This is a genomic window from Paraburkholderia phymatum (assembly GCF_040965635.1).
Lineage (GTDB): Bacteria > Pseudomonadota > Gammaproteobacteria > Burkholderiales > Burkholderiaceae > Paraburkholderia > Paraburkholderia phymatum_B.
In genome coordinates this window covers 1-20,722 of record NZ_JBFRCH010000043.1, presented here as the reverse complement: position 1 = coordinate 20,722, position 20,722 = coordinate 1, and the positions used below count along the sequence as shown (strand labels likewise).

Sequence of the window (20,722 nt, the reverse complement as noted above, 5' to 3'; positions counted from 1 at the left end):
CGAGGCGGACGCAGGCGCGCTCATGATGCGTTGCGTCCGGGCATCGGCATGCCTTGCTCGCGGCACTCGACGGGGCAGCCGGCCTTCAGGCACGGCTTGTCGTCGCAGAAGCGGCAGAGTTGCATTGCGTGCGATGCGTCGCGTGTTTCGTTCCAGAGTATCTTGATCAGCAGGTCTTCGAAGACGGCGCGCTCGTCGTCGTCGAGTCGTCCGACGACGCGCTCCAGCAGGCGTCCGCGCGCCGTGCGCAAGCGGCTGGCTTCGCGACGCCCCGAAGGCGTCAAAGCCAACGCGACGGAACGTTTGTCGTTGCCCGCCTTCTTTTCGACGAGGCCCGCGTCGACGAGCCCAGCGACTGCGCGCACGGCGGCAGGGTGCGAAAGCGCGACCGCTTCGCGCAGCACTTCGATCGACGAATCGGGATACTGGCCGATTGCATTAAGCATCGCGCGTGCCGTCGGCCCGGCGAGCGCGGGCAGCGTGGATGGCGAGTTCAGATCGTCGTTCACCAGAACGGCGAGCACGCCGAGCAGGTTTGCCGTGCGCTGAACCATGACGTCACCTCGATGTGTGCAATGTGCATATGTGCATGATGCACATATCGGTGCGCGGATTCAATGCGAATCCGGCTGGCCCTTACTTGCGCTTTTCAGTGAATTGCGTGGAAATATCCAGTAACGGATTCGTAACTCATCGACGAGTCGCTTCGACTATTGTTCTTATATTGGACTCTGGATTCACATACTGGCGTGTCGACGAAGATGAACAGAACACAGATCACGAGAAAGCTTGCCGCGCCGGCGCTCGTCGTCGGAACGGTGCTCGCGTTGGGCGGTTGCGCCGTTGCGCCGCCCAGCGGGCCGAGCGTGGTCGCAATGCCGCGCAAGGGCGAGCCGCTCGAGCAGTTCCAGCAGGAAGATTACGCGTGCCGGGACTATGCGTTCCGCAGCACGGATGCGAACGGCGCGTCGCAGGCGGCGACGCACAATTCCGCGAATAGCGCGGCCCTCGGAACGCTCGGGGGCGCGGCCGTCGGCGCGCTGTTCGGCGCGGCGGCGGGCAATGCGGGCGCGGGTGCGGCGATCGGCGCGGGCAGTGGCATGCTGCTCGGCGGCGCGACGGGTGCCAACAGCGCGTCGTACTCGGCTTACGGCTTGCAGGCGCGCTACGACGCCGCCTACGCGCAGTGCATGGTGGCGAAGGGCAATACGATCGCGCAACCGCCCGCGCCTGCATACTACTCAGCGCCGCCCGTCTATTACGCGCCGCGTCCTTACTACTACTACGGCCCGCCGGGCGTCGTGTACTCACCGTATCCCTATTACTGATCGGGTGTGAGCGAAAGACGCGAGCATTGTCACGGCGCTCGCGTCTTTTGTCTGTATATGTGCAGCGTGCACATATCCGTGCAGTCTCTCGCTGCGCGATGAAAGTGTTGAAAGCGATCAAAGCCCGTCAGTCCGGCGCGTACTTGAACTCGGGCAACGCCTCCAGCGACGACTTCGTCGCGTCGGGCATCATCACCTGCTTGCTGTTGATCTGCAGATCGCTGAACGGCACGGCGACATAGTGCTTGCCCATACCGAGAAAGCCGCCCACCGAAAGTATCGCGAACGCTGTGTGATCGGACGGCGAGACGACCAGGTCGTCGATGATGCCGATCTTGTCCTTGTCGCGGTTATAGACAGTCGCGCCCGAGAGCTTCGATGCGCGAAAGCCGGTGCCCGTCTGCATGACCTCGGTGTGGCGCTCGGTGATCGACTGCTGCGCGCCTTGCGCGAGCGCCGATGTCGAGATGAGCGCGGCCAGCAGGCTTGCGAGGCCGATCCGGCATGTTCGGTTGAATGCTTGTTGCACGATGGTCCTCCCTATCGACCATGGTTGGCGCCCGTGGCGCGCTGCTCTGATCTCACGCACGACGATTGCCGTTATTCGATGTTGTTGATGAGCGGCGCGTGCCCCTACGGCTTGTCGTCCTCGTAATCGGGGTTGACGTCGGGATCGAGTGGCGGAGCGTCCGGGTCCTGCGGCGGACCGACGTTGGGCAAGTCGGTCTCGACAGTCCCGGGTGAGGGCGAGTCGGACTGATCGTGGTGGATCGGGTTGTCGCCTTGGCTGGGCTTCGTGGGCATGGCCGGTCCTCCCTGGGTTCATTGCTGGCATAGGTGTTGCCAGCAAGTGGCGCTCCCGGCCGGGCGCGCGAGCGCGATCTACGCGTTCTCGTTGTTTTTCGCGGCGACGGTCGCGGTCTCGCGCGGTTTCGCCAGCTTTTGCGCGGCCTCGGCTTCCGCGAGCCGGCGCGCCGCTTCGCTTACTTCCTGGCGGAATTGCACGAGCGCGCTGAGCGATGCGTCGGGCGGTTGCAGCGCTGTCCACAGCACGTCGATCAGACGGTCGGCCGTCGCGTCGATATCGGTGCGACGATTGCCGAGCGTCGCGTCCCACAGCACATGCTCCATCGGGCCGAACACCAGCGAGCGCAGCAGGCGCAGCGGCACGTCCGAGCGGATCTGGCCGGTTTGCTGGCCTTGGGAAAGCACGCGCATCAGCGGCGCAGTGTAGCGCCTCTGAAGGCCCGTCAGTTCCTCGCTCAGCTCGTGCTGGCGCGTGCGTCCCTCGGACAGCACCAGCGCGCACAAGCCCGTCCCGTTGACCAGCATCAGCCGCAAATGCGTGCGGACGATGAACGCGAACTGCTGGCGGATGCTGCCGTCCCGCGGCAAGCCCGACTCGATGGCCTCGATGATCTCGTCGTACCAGTCGCCGATCACGCGCGCGCACAGTTCGCGTTTGCCGCGAAAGTAGCTGAACACGGTCGCCTCGGAAATGCCGAGCCGTTGCGCGATTTCAGCCGTGGTCGCGCGCTCGTAGCCCTTTTCGGAGAACACGTCGCGGCCCGCCTGAAGAATTTCCTTCACGCGCTGCTGCGATTTGCGTCCCGCCGGCTGGCGGCGTGATCCCGGCACTTCCGCCCTTGCTACGCCCATCATATGAGTCCAGTTCAGATTTCGGGGCAGGAAAGCCCCGCTGTGGCCGATACTACCACGGTAAATAGCGGCTCAGCGCGTGCATAACGTTTTTGAGTGATACTCAAAAATACCGATTGACGCTTACGTAAATCTGGAGTGAAATGCGGTCTATGCTGTCGCGCGCCGGTCATTCCCGGACTCATCGGTCATCACACCGGCTGCGCGGCCAACGAGCTGGCTGAGCCTCGCTCAGAAAAATCGGTTGATGCGATGTGGCGCGCACCCTCCGCGTGGTCCGCGCACGATGAACTCCTGGAGACACACAAATGAGTAACCTGCCCGGTTTGCACTTCCCGCTTGGTGAAGAGATCGAGATGCTGCGCGACAGCGTCGCGTCGTTTGCGGCGAAGGAGATCTCGCCGCGCGCGGGCGAGATCGACCGCACCGATCAGTTCCCGATGGACCTGTGGAAGAAGTTCGGCGATCTGGGCGTGCTGGGCATGACCGTCTCCGAAGAGTACGGCGGCGCGAATATGGGCTACACGGCGCACATGGTCGCGATGGAGGAGCTTTCGCGGGCCTCGGCATCGGTGGGTCTTTCGTATGGCGCGCATTCGAACCTGTGCGTGAACCAGATCCACCGCAACGGCAACGAAGCGCAGAAACAAAAGTACCTGCCGAAGCTGGTGTCGGGCGAACACGTCGGCGCGCTCGCGATGAGCGAGCCGAATGCGGGCTCCGACGTCGTCAGCATGAAGCTGCGTGCGGAGAAAAAAGGCGACCGCTACGTGCTGAACGGCACGAAGATGTGGATCACGAACGGGCCGGATTGCGACACGCTCGTCGTCTATGCGAAGACCGACATCGAAGCGGGTCCGCGCGGCATTACCGCGTTCATCGTCGAGAAGGGCATGAAGGGCTTTTCCGTTGCGCAGAAACTCGACAAGCTCGGCATGCGCGGCTCGCATACGGGCGAGCTGGTGTTCGAGAACGTCGAAGTGCCGGAAGAGAACATCCTCGGCGAACTGAACGGCGGCGTGAAGGTGCTGATGAGCGGCCTCGACTACGAACGCGCGGTGCTCGCGGGCGGCCCGACGGGCATCATGATGGCCGTGATGGACGCCGTCGTGCCGTATATCCACGATCGCAAACAGTTCGGCCAGTCGATCGGCGAATTCCAGCTGATCCAGGGCAAGGTCGCCGATCTGTACACCACGCTGCAGGCGTGCCGCGCATATCTGTACGCGGTCGGCCGCCAGCTCGACACGATCGGCTCGGGGCACGTGCGCCAGGTGCGCAAGGACTGCGCGGGCGTCATTCTCTACACGGCGGAAAAGGCCACGTGGATGGCGGGCGAAGCGATCCAGATTCTCGGCGGCAACGGCTATATCAACGAGTACCCGGTGGGCCGTCTGTGGCGCGATGCGAAGCTCTATGAAATCGGCGCGGGCACGAGCGAAATCCGCCGCATGCTGATCGGCCGCGAGCTGTTCGCGGAAACGATGTAAAGCACCCGCATCGAAAAGGAGAACAACGCGATGCCGATCATCGAATCAAAGTTGAATCCGCGCTCCGACGATTTCCGCACGAACGCGGCGGCGCTCGAAGCCCTCGTCGAAGACCTGAAGGCGAAGATCAGCAAGCTCGCGTTGGGCGGCGGCCCCGCTGCGCGCGACAAGCATGTGTCGCGCGGCAAGCTGCTGCCGCGCGATCGCATCGCGCAACTGCTCGATCCGGGCACGCCGTTTCTCGAACTGTCGCAGCTTGCGGCGTTCGGCATGTATCACGACGATGCGCCGGGCGCGGGCGTCATCACGGGCATCGGCCGCATCGCGGGCCAGGAATGCGTGATCGTCTGCAACGACGCGACCGTGAAGGGCGGCACTTACTATCCCGTCACGGTGAAGAAGCACGTGCGCGCGCAGGAAATCGCGCAGGAAAACCGCTTGCCGTGCGTGTATCTCGTCGATTCGGGCGGCGCGAACCTGCCGAATCAGGACGATGTGTTCCCGGACCGCGATCACTTCGGCCGCATCTTCTACAACCAGGCGAATCTTTCGGCGCAAGGCATTCCGCAGATCGCCGTCGTGATGGGCTCGTGCACGGCGGGCGGCGCGTATGTGCCCGCGATGAGCGACGAGTCGATCATCGTGAAGAACCAGGGCACGATTTTTCTGGGCGGGCCGCCTCTGGTCAAAGCGGCGACGGGCGAAGAGGTCAGCGCGGAAGATCTCGGCGGTGGCGATGTGCATACGCGTCTTTCCGGTGTCGCCGATCATCTCGCGCAAAACGATGCGCACGCACTGGCGATTGCGCGCAGCATCGTCGGCAATCTGAACCGGCGCAAGGATGTGCCCGTCGCGATGCAGGAGCCGAAGCCGCCGCGCTACGACGTGAAGAGCATGTACGGCGTGATTCCCGTCGATACGCGCAAGCCCTTCGATATCCGCGAAGTGATCGCGCGCATCGTCGACGATTCCGCGTTCGACGAGTTCAAGGCACGTTACGGCACGACGCTCGTGTGCGGCTTCGCGCATATCTGGGGGCACCCGGTCGGCATCGTCGCGAACAACGGCATTCTGTTTTCCGAGTCCGCGCTGAAGGGCACGCACTTCATCGAGCTGTGCTGCCAGCGCAAGATACCGCTCGTGTTCCTGCAGAACATCACGGGCTTCATGGTGGGCCGCAAGTACGAGAACGAAGGCATCGCGCGCAACGGCGCGAAGATGGTGACGGCCGTGGCGACTGCGAAGGTGCCGAAGTTCACGGTGATCATCGGCGGCTCGTTCGGCGCGGGCAACTACGGCATGTGTGGCCGCGCGTATTCGCCGCGTTTTCTGTGGATGTGGCCGAATGCGCGCATCTCGGTGATGGGCGGCGAACAGGCGGCATCCGTGCTCGCGACCGTCAAGCGCGACGGCATCGAAGCGAAGGGCGGCACGTGGACGGCCGAGCAGGAAGAGGCGTTCAAGCAGCCGATCCGCGAGCAGTACGAGCATCAGGGCCACCCGTATTACGCGAGCGCCCGCTTGTGGGACGACGGCGTGATCGACCCCGCGCAGACGCGCGATGTGCTGGGCCTTGGGCTGTCGGCGGCGATGAATGCGCCGATCGAAGACACGCGCTTCGGCGTGTTCCGCATGTGATGCCATCGATCGAGGAGCCCAGGATCATGCAATACGAAAACCTGACCGTCGCGTTCGATAACCGGGTCGCGACCGTCACGCTCAATCGCCCCGACGTGCGCAACGCGTTCAACGAAGCGATGATCGCGGAGATCACTTCCGTCTTTCGTGCGATGAACGAGCACGACGACGTGCGCGCCGTCGTGCTCGCCGCGAACGGCAAGGCGTTCTGCGCGGGCGCGGACCTGAACTGGATGAAGAAGATGGCCGGTTACTCGGACGACGAGAACCGCGCCGATGCAATGCGTCTTGCCGACATGCTCGCGTCGATCTACCGTTGCAACAAGCCGGTGATCGCACGCGTGAACGGCGACGCATACGCGGGCGGCATGGGCCTGATTTCGGCGTGCGATATCGTCGTGGCCGTCGATACCGCGAAGTTCTGTCTCTCCGAAGCGCGCCTCGGCCTGATTCCCGCGACGATCGCGCCGTATTTGATTCGCGCGCTCGGCGAACAGGCGTCGCGCCGCTACTTCACGACAGCCGAGCAGTTCGACTGCGCAACGGCATATCGCCTTGGCCTCGTCAGCGAATGCGTGAGCGCGGACAAGCTCGACGAGACCGTGCAACAGATCGCAGCGACGCTGTGCGCGAACGGCCCGCACGCCGTCAAGGCATGCAAGCAGCTCGTGCAGGACATTGCGGGCCGCGAGCTGAATGCGGCGCTGATAGAAGATACGGCGGCGCGCATCGCGCGGATTCGCGCGAGCGCCGAAGGACGCGAAGGCGTCGCGTCGTTCCTCGAAAAACGTTCGCCGTCGTGGCGCGCGTGATCGCGTGGCATATGAGGCCGAACGCGAAGGCACGCGCACACAGAACAACACCCCATCGAGACACCTCATGTTCAACAAGATCCTGATTGCGAACCGGGGCGAAATTGCCTGCCGCGTCGCCGCGACCTGCAAGCGGCTCGGCATCACGAGCGTCGCGCTCTATTCCGACGCCGACGCGAACGCAAAGCACGTCGCTGCATGCGACGAAGCCGTGCACATCGGCGGATCGACGGCGGCGGAGAGTTATCTGCGCGTCGAACGCATCATCGAAGCGGCGCTTGCGACGGGCGCGCAGGCTGTGCATCCCGGCTACGGCTTCTTGTCGGAGAACGAGGACTTCGCGCATGCATGCGAGAGGGCGGGCATCGAGTTCATCGGGCCGCCCGTCGAAGCGATTGCCGCGATGGGCTCGAAGGCTGCCGCGAAGGCGCTGATGCATTCGGCCGCTGTGCCGCTCGTGCCGGGCTATCACGGCGACGATCAGAACGCCGATCTGCTGCATCGCCAGGCCGACGAGATCGGCTATCCCGTGTTGCTGAAGGCGAGCGCGGGCGGCGGCGGCAAGGGCATGCGCGTCGTCGAGCGCACGGAGGATTTCGCGGCGGCGCTCGCGTCGTGCAAACGTGAAGCGGCCAGCAGCTTCGGCAACGACCGCGTGTTGATCGAAAAGTATCTGACGCGGCCGCGCCACGTCGAAGTGCAGGTGTTCGCGGACAAGCACGGCGGCGCCGTGTATCTGTTCGATCGCGACTGCTCGGTGCAGCGCCGTCATCAGAAGGTGCTCGAAGAAGCGCCCGCGCCGGGCTTGCAGCCGCATGTGCGGCGCGCGATGGGCGAGGCGGCCGTCGCGGCGGCGCGCGCGGTGAATTACGTCGGCGCGGGTACCGTCGAGTTCATCATGACGGCGGGCGGCGACTTCTACTTCATGGAGATGAACACCCGTCTTCAGGTCGAGCATCCCGTCACGGAGATGGTCACCGGCCAGGATCTCGTCGAGTGGCAATTGCGTGTCGCGGCGGGCGAGCCGCTGCCGCTCGAACAGGACCAGTTGAAGATCGATGGCCATGCGATCGAAGCGCGCATCTACGCCGAGCATCCGGCGCGCGGCTTCCTGCCGTCGACGGGCACGTTGAAGCATCTGCGCATGCCGGAAGGCGTCGAGTTCTCGTTGGGCCTCGGCGGCGAACGCGCGCCCGTGCGTATCGACAGCGGCGTGCGCGAAGGCGATACGATCACGCCGTTCTACGACCCGATGATCGCGAAGCTGATCGTGCACGGCGCGAGCCGCGACGAAGCATTGAAGCGCATGAGTCATGCGTTGCGCGACTGCGAAGTGGTCGGGCCGCATACGAACGTCGAGTTCCTGCAACGCATCGTGACGAGCGTGCCGTTTTCGACAGGCGACCTCGATACGGGTTTGATCGAGCGTCATCACGATGCGCTTTTCGCGCCATTTCAGAAGCCGTTCCTCGAAGCGCTGGCGCTCGCTTGCGGCGCGCTGATGACGCGCGAAGGCGGGCTCGCGCACGGCGCATCGCCGTGGGATGCGCTGTCGCACTGGCGCCTGAACAGCGGCTATACGCAGACGCTCAACTGGCGCGACGTCGAGAAAGAGTCTGCATTTACAGTGCTTTTCTCGCGCGACGGGGAGTCGCGGATGCTCACGCACGATGGCAAGACCGAGCCGTTCAAGTGGTGGGCGGGCGCGGGCAAGCATGAATACGGCGCGACTATCGGCGATGCGCACGTGACGGGCCGTGTGTTTATCGACGGCGATACGTTCCATGTGTTTTGCCGCGGCGATGCGCTAGAGTTCGAATGGCAGAACCTGCTGGCGCATGCAGCCGATGCCGAGCACGGCGAAGGGCGTCTCACCGCGCCGATGCCCGGCAAGGTGATCGCGGTGCTGGTCGAAGAGGGCGCTGTCGTCGAGAAGGGGCAGCCGCTGCTCGTGATGGAAGCGATGAAGATGGAGCACACGATCGGCGCACCCGCAGCGGGCAAGGTGGCGGAGGTGCTGTACGGCGTCGGCGATCAGGTCGCCGACGGCGCGCAGCTGCTGGTGCTCGACGTCGAATAACACACAGATAACGCGGAAGTGTCCGGCGTCATGCGAGGCGCGCGTAGTTCGCTATGCGCGCCTCGTGTTCCATTTGCGCGATGCAATCGTACGCTTCGTGCGGCAATACAGAAAAACCCTTGAGTCGCAGGCGTCGTGCACGCACGGGTTGTGTCTCGATCGCGTGATCAAGCGCGACGCGCAGAGCGCCAATCTGTTCGATCGATATGTTCTTGGAGGCGATCAACGGCAAGCCCGGTGACGCGCCCGCATAGCCGATTTCCTTCACTGCACTCGCGAGCTGCGGATAAGCGTCGCGCACGAAGGCCATCGTCACGCAATCGATAGCGGCGATGTCCGCACGGTTGTCGGCAAGCGCGCGAAGCGAGCCGAGATGCGAGCCCGTCTCCAATGTCGCACCGAAGAATCGGCCATCGCGGGCAAGTGGTGCTGTCGCATGCCGCAACGCGTTGTAGCCGCTGTTCGAATCGGTGGCGTTATACGCGGCGCGCGCGCCGCGACATGCGTCGAGAGAATCGAATTGCGCGCCGGCGCGAGTGACGAGCACACTCGAATACGTCGCGCCTTCACAGCCGGGCGCATCGAAATGCGGCGTCGCGATCAATTGCACGTATTCGTGCAGGCCGAGCACGAAGGGATAGCCGCATGTCTGCGAAATCAGCAGGCCGGGCTGACGCCAGAACGCATCCAGATCGTTCGGCTCGACGATCTGCGCCATTGGATCAACTTGCTTGAGCACGTCTGTGAGCAGCGCGTGCCAGTCGGCCGCGAGTGCGGACGACACGTTGTACATCGGCAGGGCGGCGATCGCGTTCATGCTCGCGATTCTAAACGCGGATTCGCCGGTGATGTGGCCACTGCACTGATGCCTGAGTGAAGTAACGCTGCTACGAAACCGAAGGCTCGATGCTGCCGACGGCGCAGCGACGGTGTTCGACCATCGCCGCGCGCACTCCCTGTTTCACGGATGCCCCAAACCCGCGTTCAGATACGACTTCGCGGATTACGGTGCAGCGAATACATCGGTGGGGTTAGCGGTATTGCCCGTCGTTTGCACGAAGAGCGGCACGAAGCTCGTTCCCCGGACATCGAGGCCCTGGTAGTCGCCCACGAAAAAGCCCTCCGCGTTCGGCGCCATTTTCATATCGAATGGACCGGACACCTTTATTTCGCCACCGAAACTCTGTCCGCCATTGGTCGACGTAGTGCGCCAGATGTTCGTGGGCAATGTCGTCACGTTTCCGGCCTGCAGGTCGCGAAGATCGTAGTAGGTGACGGCGACCGTCCCGGCGGAGTTGACGCGAATGGACGGATTGAAAGCGGCACGCCCCGTCGGTGTGTTGACGCGGATCGGACTGCTCCATGTTTTCCCGCCGTCGGTGGAAGTGGACAGCGCAATCTCGTCGAATTGACCGCCGTTGAAGCGCGAGTCCTGCCAGACAACATAAAGCTGGCCCGTCGTCGGATCGATTGCGGGCTCGGGAATGATGTCGCCCGTACGCAAAGGCTCAGTCGTATTCGGGTCTGTGACACCGACGGTTCTCAAGTCGGCGATGATCTGTGGCTTCGTCCAGGTTGCGCCATCGTCCGTCGATTTGATGAACGCGACCTTGTTGGCCGTTACGCTGAAGGGCGGCGTGATCAGATTGAAAAAGTCATAGAGGGTTCCTGTCTGCGAATTGACTACGATCTGGTTGCCGATAGTCTGTTGCCGCGACGGAACCTTCACGATGACGGAAGGCGAACTCCATGTCTTGCCCCCGTCCACGGTCTTCGAGAAGTAAGCCGGCCCACGGAAAGCCGCCGTGTGCAGGTTGGCGTACGGATTGCCATTCGGCGACTCGAGCCGGTCCCACACCGCGTATGCAACACCGGCTTTGATCGGATTGGCGGTAACTGACTCCTTGTCGTTGAAGAACTGCACCGTTGGTTCATTGTTGGCGATGAGCACGCTCAGGTTTCCCCACGTGATGCCGCCATCCGTTGACACTGCCGCAGCCACCGCATTGTTGTTATTGGACTGGTTGAAGGAAATGGATACCGAATAGGCGGTGCCGTCCGGTCCGATCGACACCCACGGGTCCGACGCACGCTCATACCCTAGTCCGTTTGCGCATGCACTGAAGGGAAGATTGGTCTGTTTCCACGTCTGGCCGCCATCGAAGGAGTAGCCCGCGACCAGACCGTGTGCTCCGCCATTGGACCAGCGGTCCTGCTGCCATACGCCGATCAGGTTCGACTGATTGGCGGGATTGACGGCCAGCCACGGTTCGACCTCGGCGTTCACGAAGTTCGTACCGGGTCCGCCGATAGTGCAGTTTGCGAACGGGCTGGGTGTAGTGGAAACGGTAACGGGGGCAGCCAGGCTCGTTGCACTCGCAGCCAACGCGAGAACTAGTATTGTCCCTGGTAGAAGTACATTGGATGTGTTGCGACGCATGAAAGCCTCTCTTTTTTCATTTGCGGTCTGCAACAGGCGCGACAGTAGCTTCCGAGGCTGCACATGCGCTACCGGTCCGGCTGCTGCATGCCATCAGCGGTGAACACCGACACCGCGTCGGTTACGGCTCTATCACAACGTTCAGGTCTGCTCTTGCCGTCAGGCGGTACTACGCTGGCCGCCGGCCCGCCGTTTAACAGCTGATAATCGTCGGCGGAATGCAATGGACTTTAGGTCGCGGCGGCATTCGTAGCAAGAATATTTTGTGACCGCGAGAGTTATTTGTCTGGTCGTTTCACAACATCGGTACGCCATCCAGTGAAATACGCGGCTTTGGGAGTACATGCACGATGACCCAACGTTCGAAGTCGATAAAGAAAAGGCTTTGAATGTTCTCACTTTGAATGTTCTCAAATTGCAATTGGTTCTCACGCGATTGGGAGTGGATGCTTTTCGACGTGCGTGATCGGCGCGAGCTGCTCCCTTGAATTCTCGCTGAACGAATCAACGGTCACGCTTCGCAAATTTGAGGCGGCGCGGGAACAGCGATTGCTAGCGAATCCGCGCCATCGCCAATGCCGATATCCGGCCGGATTTTCAACATCATCAATGATGTGACGCTTGATCGAGATCAGCGGAAGAGGTGCAGTACTTTGCTATCTTGCTTTGCCTCCTGAGAAAGCCGTACCAGCTGCTTCTGCTTCGAATTCTCGCTATGTCGACATCCGCAACGCAATGCGCGCCAATACTTCCTCCCGATCTGCAACTGGGAGAACCTGTAACCGATGCAACGCATAGCGAGTTTATTCGCCTGCTCGACCTCGCGGACTCTGCCGCTGACGAGTCGCTCATCGCTTCGCTCGACGACTGGATTGCCCACACCGGGGAGCATTTCACGCAGGAAGAATCGTGGATGGAAGCGATGGACTTCGGTCCGCGTCATTGCCATGCGGGCCAGCATCGTCATGTGCTGCATGTAGTCGAGACGGTGCGCCGGGAGATGGCGGACAACGGCCGCTTTGACCTGGGGCGGCGACTGTTGAGCGAGTTGCGCGTGTGGTTCGCACATCACGTGAAAACGATGGACGCAATGATGGTTGCGTACATGCAGGAACACGGCGTCTCTCAGGCTGCGTGAACGATGCACGAGCCACTCTCCTCGATTCACGCAACTTCAGACCAGTCATTCGCTTACATGGCAAACGACATCGTTATCGTGGGTGCCGGTCCGGTGGGGCTGTGCCTCGCTCGCGCACTCAGTGGGCTCGGCCTGCGAATCACATTGATCGAGCAGCAGTCTTTGAATGAAATCAGCGACCCGAAATTCGATGGCCGTGAGATCGCGCTGACTCAAAAGTCAGTTCGATTCATGCAGCAATTAGGTCTCTGGGATCTGATAGACCCAGACGCTCGCTCTCCGCTGCGCCGCGCGAAGGTATTCAATGGCTCGTCGCTGTCGGCACTGGAGATCGGGCACGAACTCGCCGGCCACACAGAACTCGGCTGGCTGGTTTCCAACTACCTGATCCGCAAGGCCGCTTATGACGCGGTGCATCGCGGTATCGGCGAAAACCATGACGTCACGTTGCTCGCGGCGGAGAAGGTGAGTAGCGTCAAGAGCGATGAGTTCTCTGCCAGCGTGACGCTGGAGAGCGGAAAGACCCTCTCGGCCAGGCTGATCGTTGCAGCCGATAGCCGCTTCTCGGCGACGCGCAAGATGATGGGAATTTCCGCCGACATGCGCGATTTCGGCAAATCGATGCTTGTGTGCCGAATGACACACGAGCAGCCCCATCAGTACACGGCGTGGGAATGGTTCGGATATGGGCAGACGCTCGCGCTGCTGCCCATGAATCCGGATCGATCGACGAATGCGCACCAGTCTTCAGTGGTGCTCACGCTGCCCGCGTGCGAGGCGACGGAACTTGCCTCTCTTGGGCCAGACGAATTCAGCGCCAACCTGGAGCACAGATTCGCGCGGCGGCTGGGCGTGATGAACTTGGCGAGCACTCGCCATCTTTATCCATTGGTCTCCGTATACCCCGAGCGATTCGTCGGAAAGCGCTTCGCGACAGTGGGTGACGCTGCCGTCGGCATGCACCCCGTGACCGCGCATGGGTTCAACTTCGGACTGGCGAGTGTGGAGACGTTATGCAAGAGAATCGTCGCTGCGCATAGGCATGGCTTCGATGTGGGCGCGGAGTCCGTCTTGAGCCGTTACGGACATAGCCATCGCCGCGCGACCAGGCCGCTCTATCTCGCCACGCGGCTTGTCACCGACATCTATACGAACAGTAGCGTCCCAGCGAAGCTGGCACGAAACATCATGCTGCGTGCGGCTTCGTTCTCGACGCCTTTCAGAAAAGCTATCGCGGCGTCGTTGACCGGCTAGGGGTATTCGGCGCGGCATCGGCGCGGTAAGCATCGCAGTCGCGTGATCGCGATGGCAAGCCGACCGCGACGAGAAACGCTTCGCCGATCGGGTCATTTCCACGGCTTCTGCTATTTCGATGCGGTGTCGTATCGAATAGCTTTTGCAATCGATGGCGATCCCTCGAAACGGTCATGACCGTTCAGCGAGGATCGCCATCGGATCACTGGCATTCACGGCTGCCCATTCTTCTGCTGGTTCCTGAACGCCGCCTCTCCCGCATCCGACACCTCGACCCACTTCTTGTCGGGCGGCGCGTCGGCGACATAGCTATCGTGCCAGTTCCACCACTTGTAGGTCGGCGTCTGGGGATAGCCCTCGGGCGAATCCTCCCAGACTTCCTGCCGACCGAGCGGCGTGATGTCGAGATAGTTCCAGGTGCCGCCCATCTGCTCGTCGCCGCGATTGTTGATGAAGTACGTGCGGAACACGCGGTCGCCGTCACGGTAGAACACGTTCGTGCCGTGCCATTCGTCGACGCCGAAGTCGGCGTCGAAGCTGTCCGTCACGGTGAACCACGGTATCTGCCAGCCCATTCGCGCCTTCAGTCGCTCGATGTCCGCCTGAGGCGCGCGCGAGACGAACACAAGCGTCGTGTCGCGGGCGTTCAGGTGGGCGAGGTGGGCGACCTGGTCGGCCACCATCGAGCAGCCCCGGCATGCGTGGTCGGGCCAGCCGAACACACCCGGCTCGAAGAAAGCACGATAGACGATCAGTTGACGCCGACCGTCGAACAGGTCCAGCAGGCTCGCCTTGCCCGCGGGCCCGTCGAATGCGTATGTTTTCTCGACGGCCACCCACGGCATCCGGCGACGCTCGGCGGCCAGCGCGTCACGGGCGCGTGTATGGGCCTTTTCCTTCACGAGCAACTGCTGGCGCGCCTCTTCCCACGCCTGCTGCGAGACGACGGGCGGCGTATGCATGGCGGGCTGTCCGCCTTTCGTTGCGTCTTTCGTTGTGTCTTTCGTTGTATTTCCGGCTGATGAAGTCATGGCTTTGCAACCTCCTGATCTGGGGAAGATTCCTGCGTCGCGAGGCTGAAGCGCGATGCCGTTCAGCACGCGTCGCTGGATGTTTGCTGAGAGACAGTTTGAGCTGTCACGTCTACGGTTGGGAGTAACAAGTGTGACGGTATTCCGGCGGACGATCTGACGTGCGCGCGGCGCATCTATCGCGGCATCCTTCGCTATGCGAGTGCGGCTGGTGGACCTTAAACTCTGCTCATATGCCACCCGATCCCGAAGGCCATGTCCTTTCGCGAAATCCACAACGCTCAGCAATTCGCCTCGTCATCCGCACCCGTCGATGACGGCGCATTGCAAGACCCGGCCCTGCTGCGTCGCCTGCTACGCGCCAAAGATCGCATGGACGCTGCATCGAACGAGGTCTGGCCCGTCAAGCGCCTCGCCGAGGTCAGTGGTGTCTCCGAAGCCCATTTTGCGCATTCGTTCAAGCGAGCGTTCGGTGTTCCTCCGCACCGATACCTGCTGACGCGGCGCATCGAACGCGCCACGGCCCTGCTGCGCGACACCGAGCTCAGCATCACGGAAATTGCGTTTGCTACCGGTTGGGAGAGCCTGGGTACTTTTGGCCGCACATTCCGCGACATCACGGGCCGAACCCCCAGCGCGATGCGTGTCGAGGCCCGGGCCGCTACGGCTCAACCCGGCCCCGTGCCTGCCTGCGTCCTGAAGGCGGCGCAGCGGCCGGACCTCACGATCGCAGTTTTGGAGAAGCGCCGCCGCGTGGCCAAAGGTACATTCCCGCCATCAATCGAGGAGGTGTCGTGATGAACCAGGGTATCAACGTGGTGGGCTTGTACGTCGACAATCAGGATGAGGCGCTCGCGTTCTATGTCGACAAACTCGGATTTCGCGTCCATACGGACGTGCGCAACGGCGACTATCGCTGGCTCACGGTCCAGCATCCTGAGCAGCCGTCGTTCCAGCTCGGCCTGTTCACACCCGGCCCGCCGATCCACGACGAAGCCACCGCGCAAACCCTGCGTGCGATGGTGGCCAAAGGGGCCATGCCGCCCCTCGTTCTCTCAGTGACCGACTGCCGCGCGAGCTACGCGCAGTTGAAAGCGCGCGGCGTGGAGTTCACTCAGGAGCCCGTGGAGCGCTTCGGCAGCGTCGATGCCGGCTTCCGTGATCCTGCGGGCAACGGCTGGAAGGTGATCCAGTCTCCGCCGTCGAAATAAATACGGGCATTGAAATTCGACGGTTTCGCTGTCGAGGGGCCGTCATATCGTCAGTGACAGGGGAGCATCGCGGCGAGTGCGGTGCCCCCGATGCCATTAGCGCAGCTTGATCCAATCACGCTGCCGACTTCTCCTTTCCGCGCCGTTTGACATGCGTGGACACCTTTTGCGTCAGCGGGCCGCGATGCGCGCTAAGCGAATCGCAATGCCGTAGCCACGATGCGCCCGGCCGCGATCTCGGACGCCACGCGCGTCGCCGTGGTCCGATTTGCTGGCGGCATGGAGCGCGAATCCCGACGCATGATTTCGTGCCAGCACGCGCCCACGGCCCGAACGCACGATGCCCGCGAGTGCGATCAATCGAGTCCAGTCCATTTCCAGACATCCGCACGCCCCTTTCTTATCTCTTGTTGAAACGCCCCGGAAGGTCGTGAATTTCCGACGACTCTCCAACGCCAACTTTACAAAACAAAACGCTCTCGCCATAATGCAAACGCAAATAACAACCATTCGCATTTGAATACGGGTAAGCAAGAGAACAATGAAAGCGGGCAAGCAAAATTCCACGGCGCTCCGGCCGCTTATGATTGCCGTGCTGCTGTTATTTGCAGCAACTCACGCCGGCGCGCAATCCGCGGATGCGCAACCATCCACTACGGATGCGGATGCTCAGCACGAAGCCACGCTCCCAGCCGTCAGCGTGAGCGCACAAGGCAATCCGGACGCGCCGTACGGGCCGACCAACGGATACGTCGCGCAATGGAACTCGAGCGCGACGAAATCGGGCACGCCGATTCTGGAGACGCCGCAGTCCGTTTCCGTCATCACGCGCGATCAGATCGAGCAGCAGAACGCGCAGAACCTGAACGCTGTCGTGCGTTATACGTCGGGCGTGACGCCCGAGACGCGCGGCAGCATCGCGACGCGCTACGACCAGCTGAAAGTCCGCGGCTTCGATGCCGACACTTACTGGAACGGCCTGAAGCTGATCAACAATGGCTGGTACGCGGTGCCGCAGTTCGATCCGTACATGATGGAGCGCATCGAAGTGGTGAAGGGGCCGGTATCGGTGCTGTATGGCCAGGCGGCGGCGGGCGGGCTTCTGGACATGGAAAGCAAGATGCCGACCGTGCTGCCGCTGCACGAGGTCGGCGTCGAAATTGGCAACTACGGCCACGTGCAGGGCAAGTTCGATCTGTCCGGACCGATTGCCGGTGACGATCGCTATCTGTTTCGCCTGACGGGCATCGCGCGCAAGGAAGACGGCCAGGTGAACATGACGAAGAACGAGCGCATTGCGATTGCGCCGTCGTTCACCTGGCGCCCGGATAACAGGACATCGTTGACGCTGTTCGGTCTCTATCAGCACGATCCGCGCAGCACGTCGTACGGCAGCGTCCCGCCGCAAGGCACGGTGCTGTTCAATCCGAATGGCAAGCTGCCCAGCAACTTCTACGACGGCGACCCGAACTTCGAAAGCTTCAATCGCGTGCAGGAATCGATCGGCTACACGTTCGAGCGGCGTCTGACGAACGCGTGGTCGTTCCGCGCGAATGGCCGCTTCCTGCATCTCGCGCAGGACTACAAGAGCGTCTATGCATCGATGCTCGAAGACGATCTGCGCACGCTCGACCGCGGAACGGCGGCATCGACGGATAACCTGAACACCGTCGTGCTCGACAACCAGCTCGAAGGGAATTTTTCAACGGGGCCGATCGACCATACGTTGCTCGTCGGTTTCGATTACCAGCACTACGCGAGCAACTTCGACGCAGGCTTCGGCACGGGGCCGTCGATCGACATGTTCGCGCCCGTCTACAACCAGCCCGTCACGCCGCCGGACCGCTACCATCAGGTGCTGAGCGGCACGCAGTACGGCGTCTATGCGCAGGATCAGGCGCGCCTCGGCAACGCAATCCTGACGCTCGGCGGACGCGAGGACTGGGCAAGCAGCAAGACACGCAACGATACGTTCGATACCTCGTCCAGCCAGTTCGATCGCGCGTTCACGGGGCGTGCGGGATTCACGTATGTGTTCCGTAACGGCATTGCGCCTTATGTCAGCTATACGCAGTCGTTCACGCCGCAGGCGGGCACCGACATCAACGGCAAGGCGTTCGATCCCGAGCGCGGGCACCAGTACGAAGTCGGCGTCAAGTTTCAGCCGAGGGGCTACAACGCGCTCTTCACTGCGGCGCTCTTCAGTTTGACGCGCGAGAATCTGCTGACCACGGATGATTCGAATCCGAACTTCCAGTCGCAGGCAGGCGAGGCGAGGTCGCGCGGCGTCGAACTCGAAGCGAAGGTCAGCCTGACGAATTCATTGAACGTCGCGGCAAGCTATACGTATCTGAACACCGTCTACACGAAGGACAACAGCGGACTCGAAGGCAAGCATCTCGCGGCGATTCCGCAGAATCAGGCCTCATTGTGGGCGTATTACACGATCGATCGTGGCCCGCTCGCGGGTCTGTCGATGGGCGCGGGTGGACGCTACACGGGCACCACGTGTAGCACCGACAACAGTTTCAAGGTGCAGAGCTTCTTCCTCGTCGATGCCACGCTTCGCTACGATCTCGGCCGCGCTGTATCGCAGCTCAGGGGTGCGGAGCTGTACGTCAACGCGCAGAACCTGTTCAATAACGAATACGTTGCTTCGTGCTATTACGGAAGCTGGTGCGCGTTCGGCTATGGACGCCAGGTGTTTGCGGGGATGAACTATCGCTGGTAGTCCATTGGCGGAGTGCATCGCTTTTTGCGCCGGCTCGCATGCACCGTCACACGCACATTGATGCAACGGTCGTGCTTGAACGCAGATTACGCGTTGAACCGCTTCAAGCGGCGATCGCGCTCTTCTTCTTGTGGCGTTTGGCCTCATACATCGCGACGTCCGCCGACCCCAGCACCTTGTCGATCCCGTTCCCCACGCCAGTCACGGGTGCAATACCGATGCTGGCGCCGATTTCGATTACCACGCCGTCAGCCAGATGGAACGGCCTTTCGATCCCGGCGATGACGCTGTCCGCAAAGGTGTGGGGTTCCGATGCGCCCGGCACCTGGCCGACGATCACAAACTCGTCGCCGCCCATTCGCGCGACGAGGGCGTCCGGTCCGGCGAGCTGGCGCAGTCTCGCCGCGACCTGCACCAGCAGCTTGTCGCCGAACTCGTGCCCATGCTCGTCGTTGACGGCCTTGAAACCGTCCAGATCGATATAGAAAAGCGGCACGCCGGTTTCGATATGAGCGGACCTGGCGAGTTCATAGGTCGTCGCATGGAAAAGGCCGGCGCGGTTGAGCAGTCCCGTCAGGCCATCGTGGCGCGCGCGGCGATCGTTCTCGCGCTCCGCCTCCATGGTGGTAATGAGCATCGCGTTGAGCTTTCTGGCGGCGACACTCATCGCGAACAGATAAAACGGAATCTGAACCAGCGTGAGCAGCAGCACGGGTTCGCCCGACAGCACCGCGCCAATACAGCATGGGCCGAGCGACAGAAAGATCATGATGGCGACGAGCCGCGGCGCCGCGAAGTTCCGGAAGCAGATTCCGCCGACCATCGCCGCCGCCGAAAGAAAGGAGAGCGTCGCCGCCACCCAGTCGCCGCTTATCGAACTGATGAACGCGCCATAGCCGACCGTCGCTCCCCATAGGGGCGCAAGAAGAATATAGATGTCGGTCGGCGTGGACTTGCCCTGCTGCGCCCGCCGGTGAGCCAGCATGAGCACGAACAGGCGAGCCACGCAGACGACGATCTCCGAGATCAGCCAGAACCGGAATAGTGCGCCTGGATGGCGGTATTCGAGCACCCAGGCAACGGCTATCGTGTTGAATACGCCACCCAGGAAAATCGGCAGTGTGCCGAACAGCGTATAGACAAGCGCTGTCCGGATCTCTTGCGGAGTGTCTCTCCCGGGGTGCAGCAGCCAGCAAGCAAGCTTGCCCTGCGGCAAGCTGAACGATTTGATTGGTTTCGTCACTTGAGCACCTGCGAATTGCCTCGCGACGATTATTTGTCGCCCCATGCGGTGACCGGGAACGCGACAAGGGCAGGGATCGACGCCTCCGCGGCACGCACCGGATGTCCGTCAGCCTCGGCTCGACAGCGGGATGCCATCCCATGAGTGAAGCGATCGACACCACATGACCGGTTATCGGCGCTTGCGGGCGGCAACTTTAGACCGGTAAGCTCGGTTCAACGTTTGCGAACCCCGCGATCGACACCATCAAATACATGGAGTCGTAGCCACGAATCTTATAGTGTTCTTCGCGTGGCCTGACGTTCGACGGCAGCGGGTACTTGAGCTTCATGACGGAGTGCAGACCAATCGTCTCCCGTCGGTTCTACCCGCAATCTACCCGCAAGCCCTGCGGATATAGGCGGATTCAACCGGATGAGCTCGCAACGATCAGCGTGCGCCGGATGAGTAACCGGCACGAACGAATAGAGTCTCGTCCATTCGCTATAGCCCTTTACCAGAAAGCCTCCTGAGCGTTCTATGTATTGCTGGCGAGATCTTTGGAATCTCTGCAAAAGTCCTGGCACTGACGTGAGCGTGAACTATCCTGGGATGGGGATACTTCAAGGAGCGGCGAGATGACACAGCTTGGTCTTGGTCTGGATCTGTCGACGAAGCGCACCCGCAA

Annotated in this window: 18 protein-coding genes; 10 read left to right on the top strand and 8 right to left on the bottom strand. The window is 62.0% G+C overall.

The genetic code is table 11. The features are described 5' to 3' along the window. Positions 1–20: 20 nt before the first annotated feature. Positions 21–554, bottom strand: coding sequence for a MarR family winged helix-turn-helix transcriptional regulator (locus tag AB4Y32_RS35895; RefSeq protein WP_368725831.1), 534 nt, complete (start codon positions 552–554; stop codon positions 21–23). Positions 555–761: 207 nt separating this feature from the next. Between AB4Y32_RS35895 and AB4Y32_RS35890 the strand changes: the two genes are divergently transcribed. Further along, positions 762–1,328 carry a glycine zipper family protein gene (locus tag AB4Y32_RS35890; RefSeq protein ID WP_368725830.1) on the top strand — a complete coding sequence of 189 codons (567 nt, stop codon included), beginning with the start codon at positions 762–764 and terminating at the stop codon, positions 1,326–1,328. A 127-nt stretch (positions 1,329–1,455) separates the two neighbouring features. Here the strand turns inward: AB4Y32_RS35890 and AB4Y32_RS35885 are convergent, their stop codons facing one another. The 3 genes from AB4Y32_RS35885 to AB4Y32_RS35875 form a co-directional block, all read right to left on the bottom strand. After that, a complete protein-coding gene (locus AB4Y32_RS35885) occupies positions 1,456–1,857 on the bottom strand; it encodes a PRC-barrel domain-containing protein (RefSeq protein WP_368725829.1) in 402 nt (133 codons plus the stop codon). A gap of 104 nt (positions 1,858–1,961) precedes the next feature. Next, positions 1,962–2,132, bottom strand: a complete 171-nt coding sequence (locus tag AB4Y32_RS35880; RefSeq protein WP_368725828.1) for a hypothetical protein — start codon at positions 2,130–2,132, stop codon at positions 1,962–1,964. Between the two features lie 78 nt (positions 2,133–2,210). Beyond that, positions 2,211–2,990, bottom strand: coding sequence for a TetR/AcrR family transcriptional regulator (locus AB4Y32_RS35875; RefSeq protein WP_368725827.1), 780 nt, complete (start codon positions 2,988–2,990; stop codon positions 2,211–2,213). A gap of 305 nt (positions 2,991–3,295) precedes the next feature. On the opposite strand from AB4Y32_RS35875, the gene AB4Y32_RS35870 reads away from it, so the two are divergent. From AB4Y32_RS35870 to AB4Y32_RS35855, 4 genes are all read left to right on the top strand, one after another. After that, positions 3,296–4,477 carry an isovaleryl-CoA dehydrogenase gene (locus tag AB4Y32_RS35870; protein WP_368725826.1) on the top strand — a complete coding sequence of 394 codons (1,182 nt, stop codon included), beginning with the start codon at positions 3,296–3,298 and terminating at the stop codon, positions 4,475–4,477. 30 nt (positions 4,478–4,507) lie between these two features. Further along, the gene (locus tag AB4Y32_RS35865; RefSeq protein WP_368725825.1) at positions 4,508–6,115 is read left to right on the top strand and encodes a carboxyl transferase domain-containing protein; all 1,608 of its coding nucleotides are present in this window, start codon (positions 4,508–4,510) and stop codon (positions 6,113–6,115) included. 26 nt (positions 6,116–6,141) lie between these two features. After that, positions 6,142–6,927 carry an enoyl-CoA hydratase/isomerase family protein gene (locus tag AB4Y32_RS35860; protein ID WP_368725824.1) on the top strand — a complete coding sequence of 262 codons (786 nt, stop codon included), beginning with the start codon at positions 6,142–6,144 and terminating at the stop codon, positions 6,925–6,927. Between the two features lie 67 nt (positions 6,928–6,994). Beyond that, the gene (locus tag AB4Y32_RS35855; protein WP_368725823.1) at positions 6,995–9,007 is read left to right on the top strand and encodes an acetyl-CoA carboxylase biotin carboxylase subunit; all 2,013 of its coding nucleotides are present in this window, start codon (positions 6,995–6,997) and stop codon (positions 9,005–9,007) included. A gap of 28 nt (positions 9,008–9,035) precedes the next feature. Here AB4Y32_RS35855 and AB4Y32_RS35850 read toward each other — a convergent pair whose 3' ends face one another. Further along, positions 9,036–9,824, bottom strand: a complete 789-nt coding sequence (locus tag AB4Y32_RS35850) for a phosphate/phosphite/phosphonate ABC transporter substrate-binding protein (RefSeq protein WP_368725822.1) — start codon at positions 9,822–9,824, stop codon at positions 9,036–9,038. 186 nt (positions 9,825–10,010) lie between these two features. Next, a complete protein-coding gene (locus tag AB4Y32_RS35845; protein ID WP_368725821.1) occupies positions 10,011–11,447 on the bottom strand; it encodes a sialidase family protein in 1,437 nt (478 codons plus the stop codon). Positions 11,448–12,162: 715 nt separating this feature from the next. Here AB4Y32_RS35845 and AB4Y32_RS35840 point away from each other — a divergent pair. Beyond that, positions 12,163–12,585 (top strand): hemerythrin domain-containing protein, encoded by a 423-nt coding sequence (locus tag AB4Y32_RS35840; RefSeq protein WP_368725820.1) that lies wholly within the window; start codon positions 12,163–12,165, stop codon positions 12,583–12,585. 57 nt (positions 12,586–12,642) lie between these two features. Then, positions 12,643–13,839: a 5-demethoxyubiquinol-8 5-hydroxylase UbiM gene (gene ubiM / locus AB4Y32_RS35835; RefSeq protein WP_368725819.1), complete on the top strand. Its 1,197-nt coding sequence runs from the start codon at positions 12,643–12,645 to the stop codon at positions 13,837–13,839. A 212-nt stretch (positions 13,840–14,051) separates the two neighbouring features. Here the strand turns inward: ubiM and AB4Y32_RS35825 are convergent, their stop codons facing one another. Then, on the bottom strand, positions 14,052–14,870 hold the full coding sequence (locus AB4Y32_RS35825) for a DUF899 domain-containing protein (protein ID WP_368725818.1): 819 nt from the start codon (positions 14,868–14,870) through the stop codon (positions 14,052–14,054). A gap of 255 nt (positions 14,871–15,125) precedes the next feature. Here AB4Y32_RS35825 and AB4Y32_RS35820 point away from each other — a divergent pair, with 255 nt between their 5' ends. The 3 genes from AB4Y32_RS35820 to AB4Y32_RS35810 all read left to right on the top strand — a co-directional run bounded on the left by AB4Y32_RS35820 (position 15,126) and on the right by AB4Y32_RS35810 (position 18,812). Further along, a complete protein-coding gene (locus AB4Y32_RS35820) occupies positions 15,126–15,668 on the top strand; it encodes a helix-turn-helix transcriptional regulator (protein ID WP_368725817.1) in 543 nt (180 codons plus the stop codon). Next, on the top strand, positions 15,668–16,081 hold the full coding sequence (locus AB4Y32_RS35815) for a VOC family protein (protein WP_368725816.1): 414 nt from the start codon (positions 15,668–15,670) through the stop codon (positions 16,079–16,081). The genes AB4Y32_RS35820 and AB4Y32_RS35815 overlap by 1 nt, the downstream gene beginning before the upstream one ends. A gap of 700 nt (positions 16,082–16,781) precedes the next feature. After that, on the top strand, positions 16,782–18,812 hold the full coding sequence (locus AB4Y32_RS35810) for a TonB-dependent siderophore receptor (protein WP_368725815.1): 2,031 nt from the start codon (positions 16,782–16,784) through the stop codon (positions 18,810–18,812). 103 nt (positions 18,813–18,915) lie between these two features. Here the strand turns inward: AB4Y32_RS35810 and AB4Y32_RS35805 are convergent, their stop codons facing one another. Next, positions 18,916–20,028, bottom strand: coding sequence for a diguanylate cyclase domain-containing protein (locus AB4Y32_RS35805; RefSeq protein ID WP_439899883.1), 1,113 nt, complete (start codon positions 20,026–20,028; stop codon positions 18,916–18,918). Between the last annotated feature and the right edge of the window lie 694 nt (positions 20,029–20,722).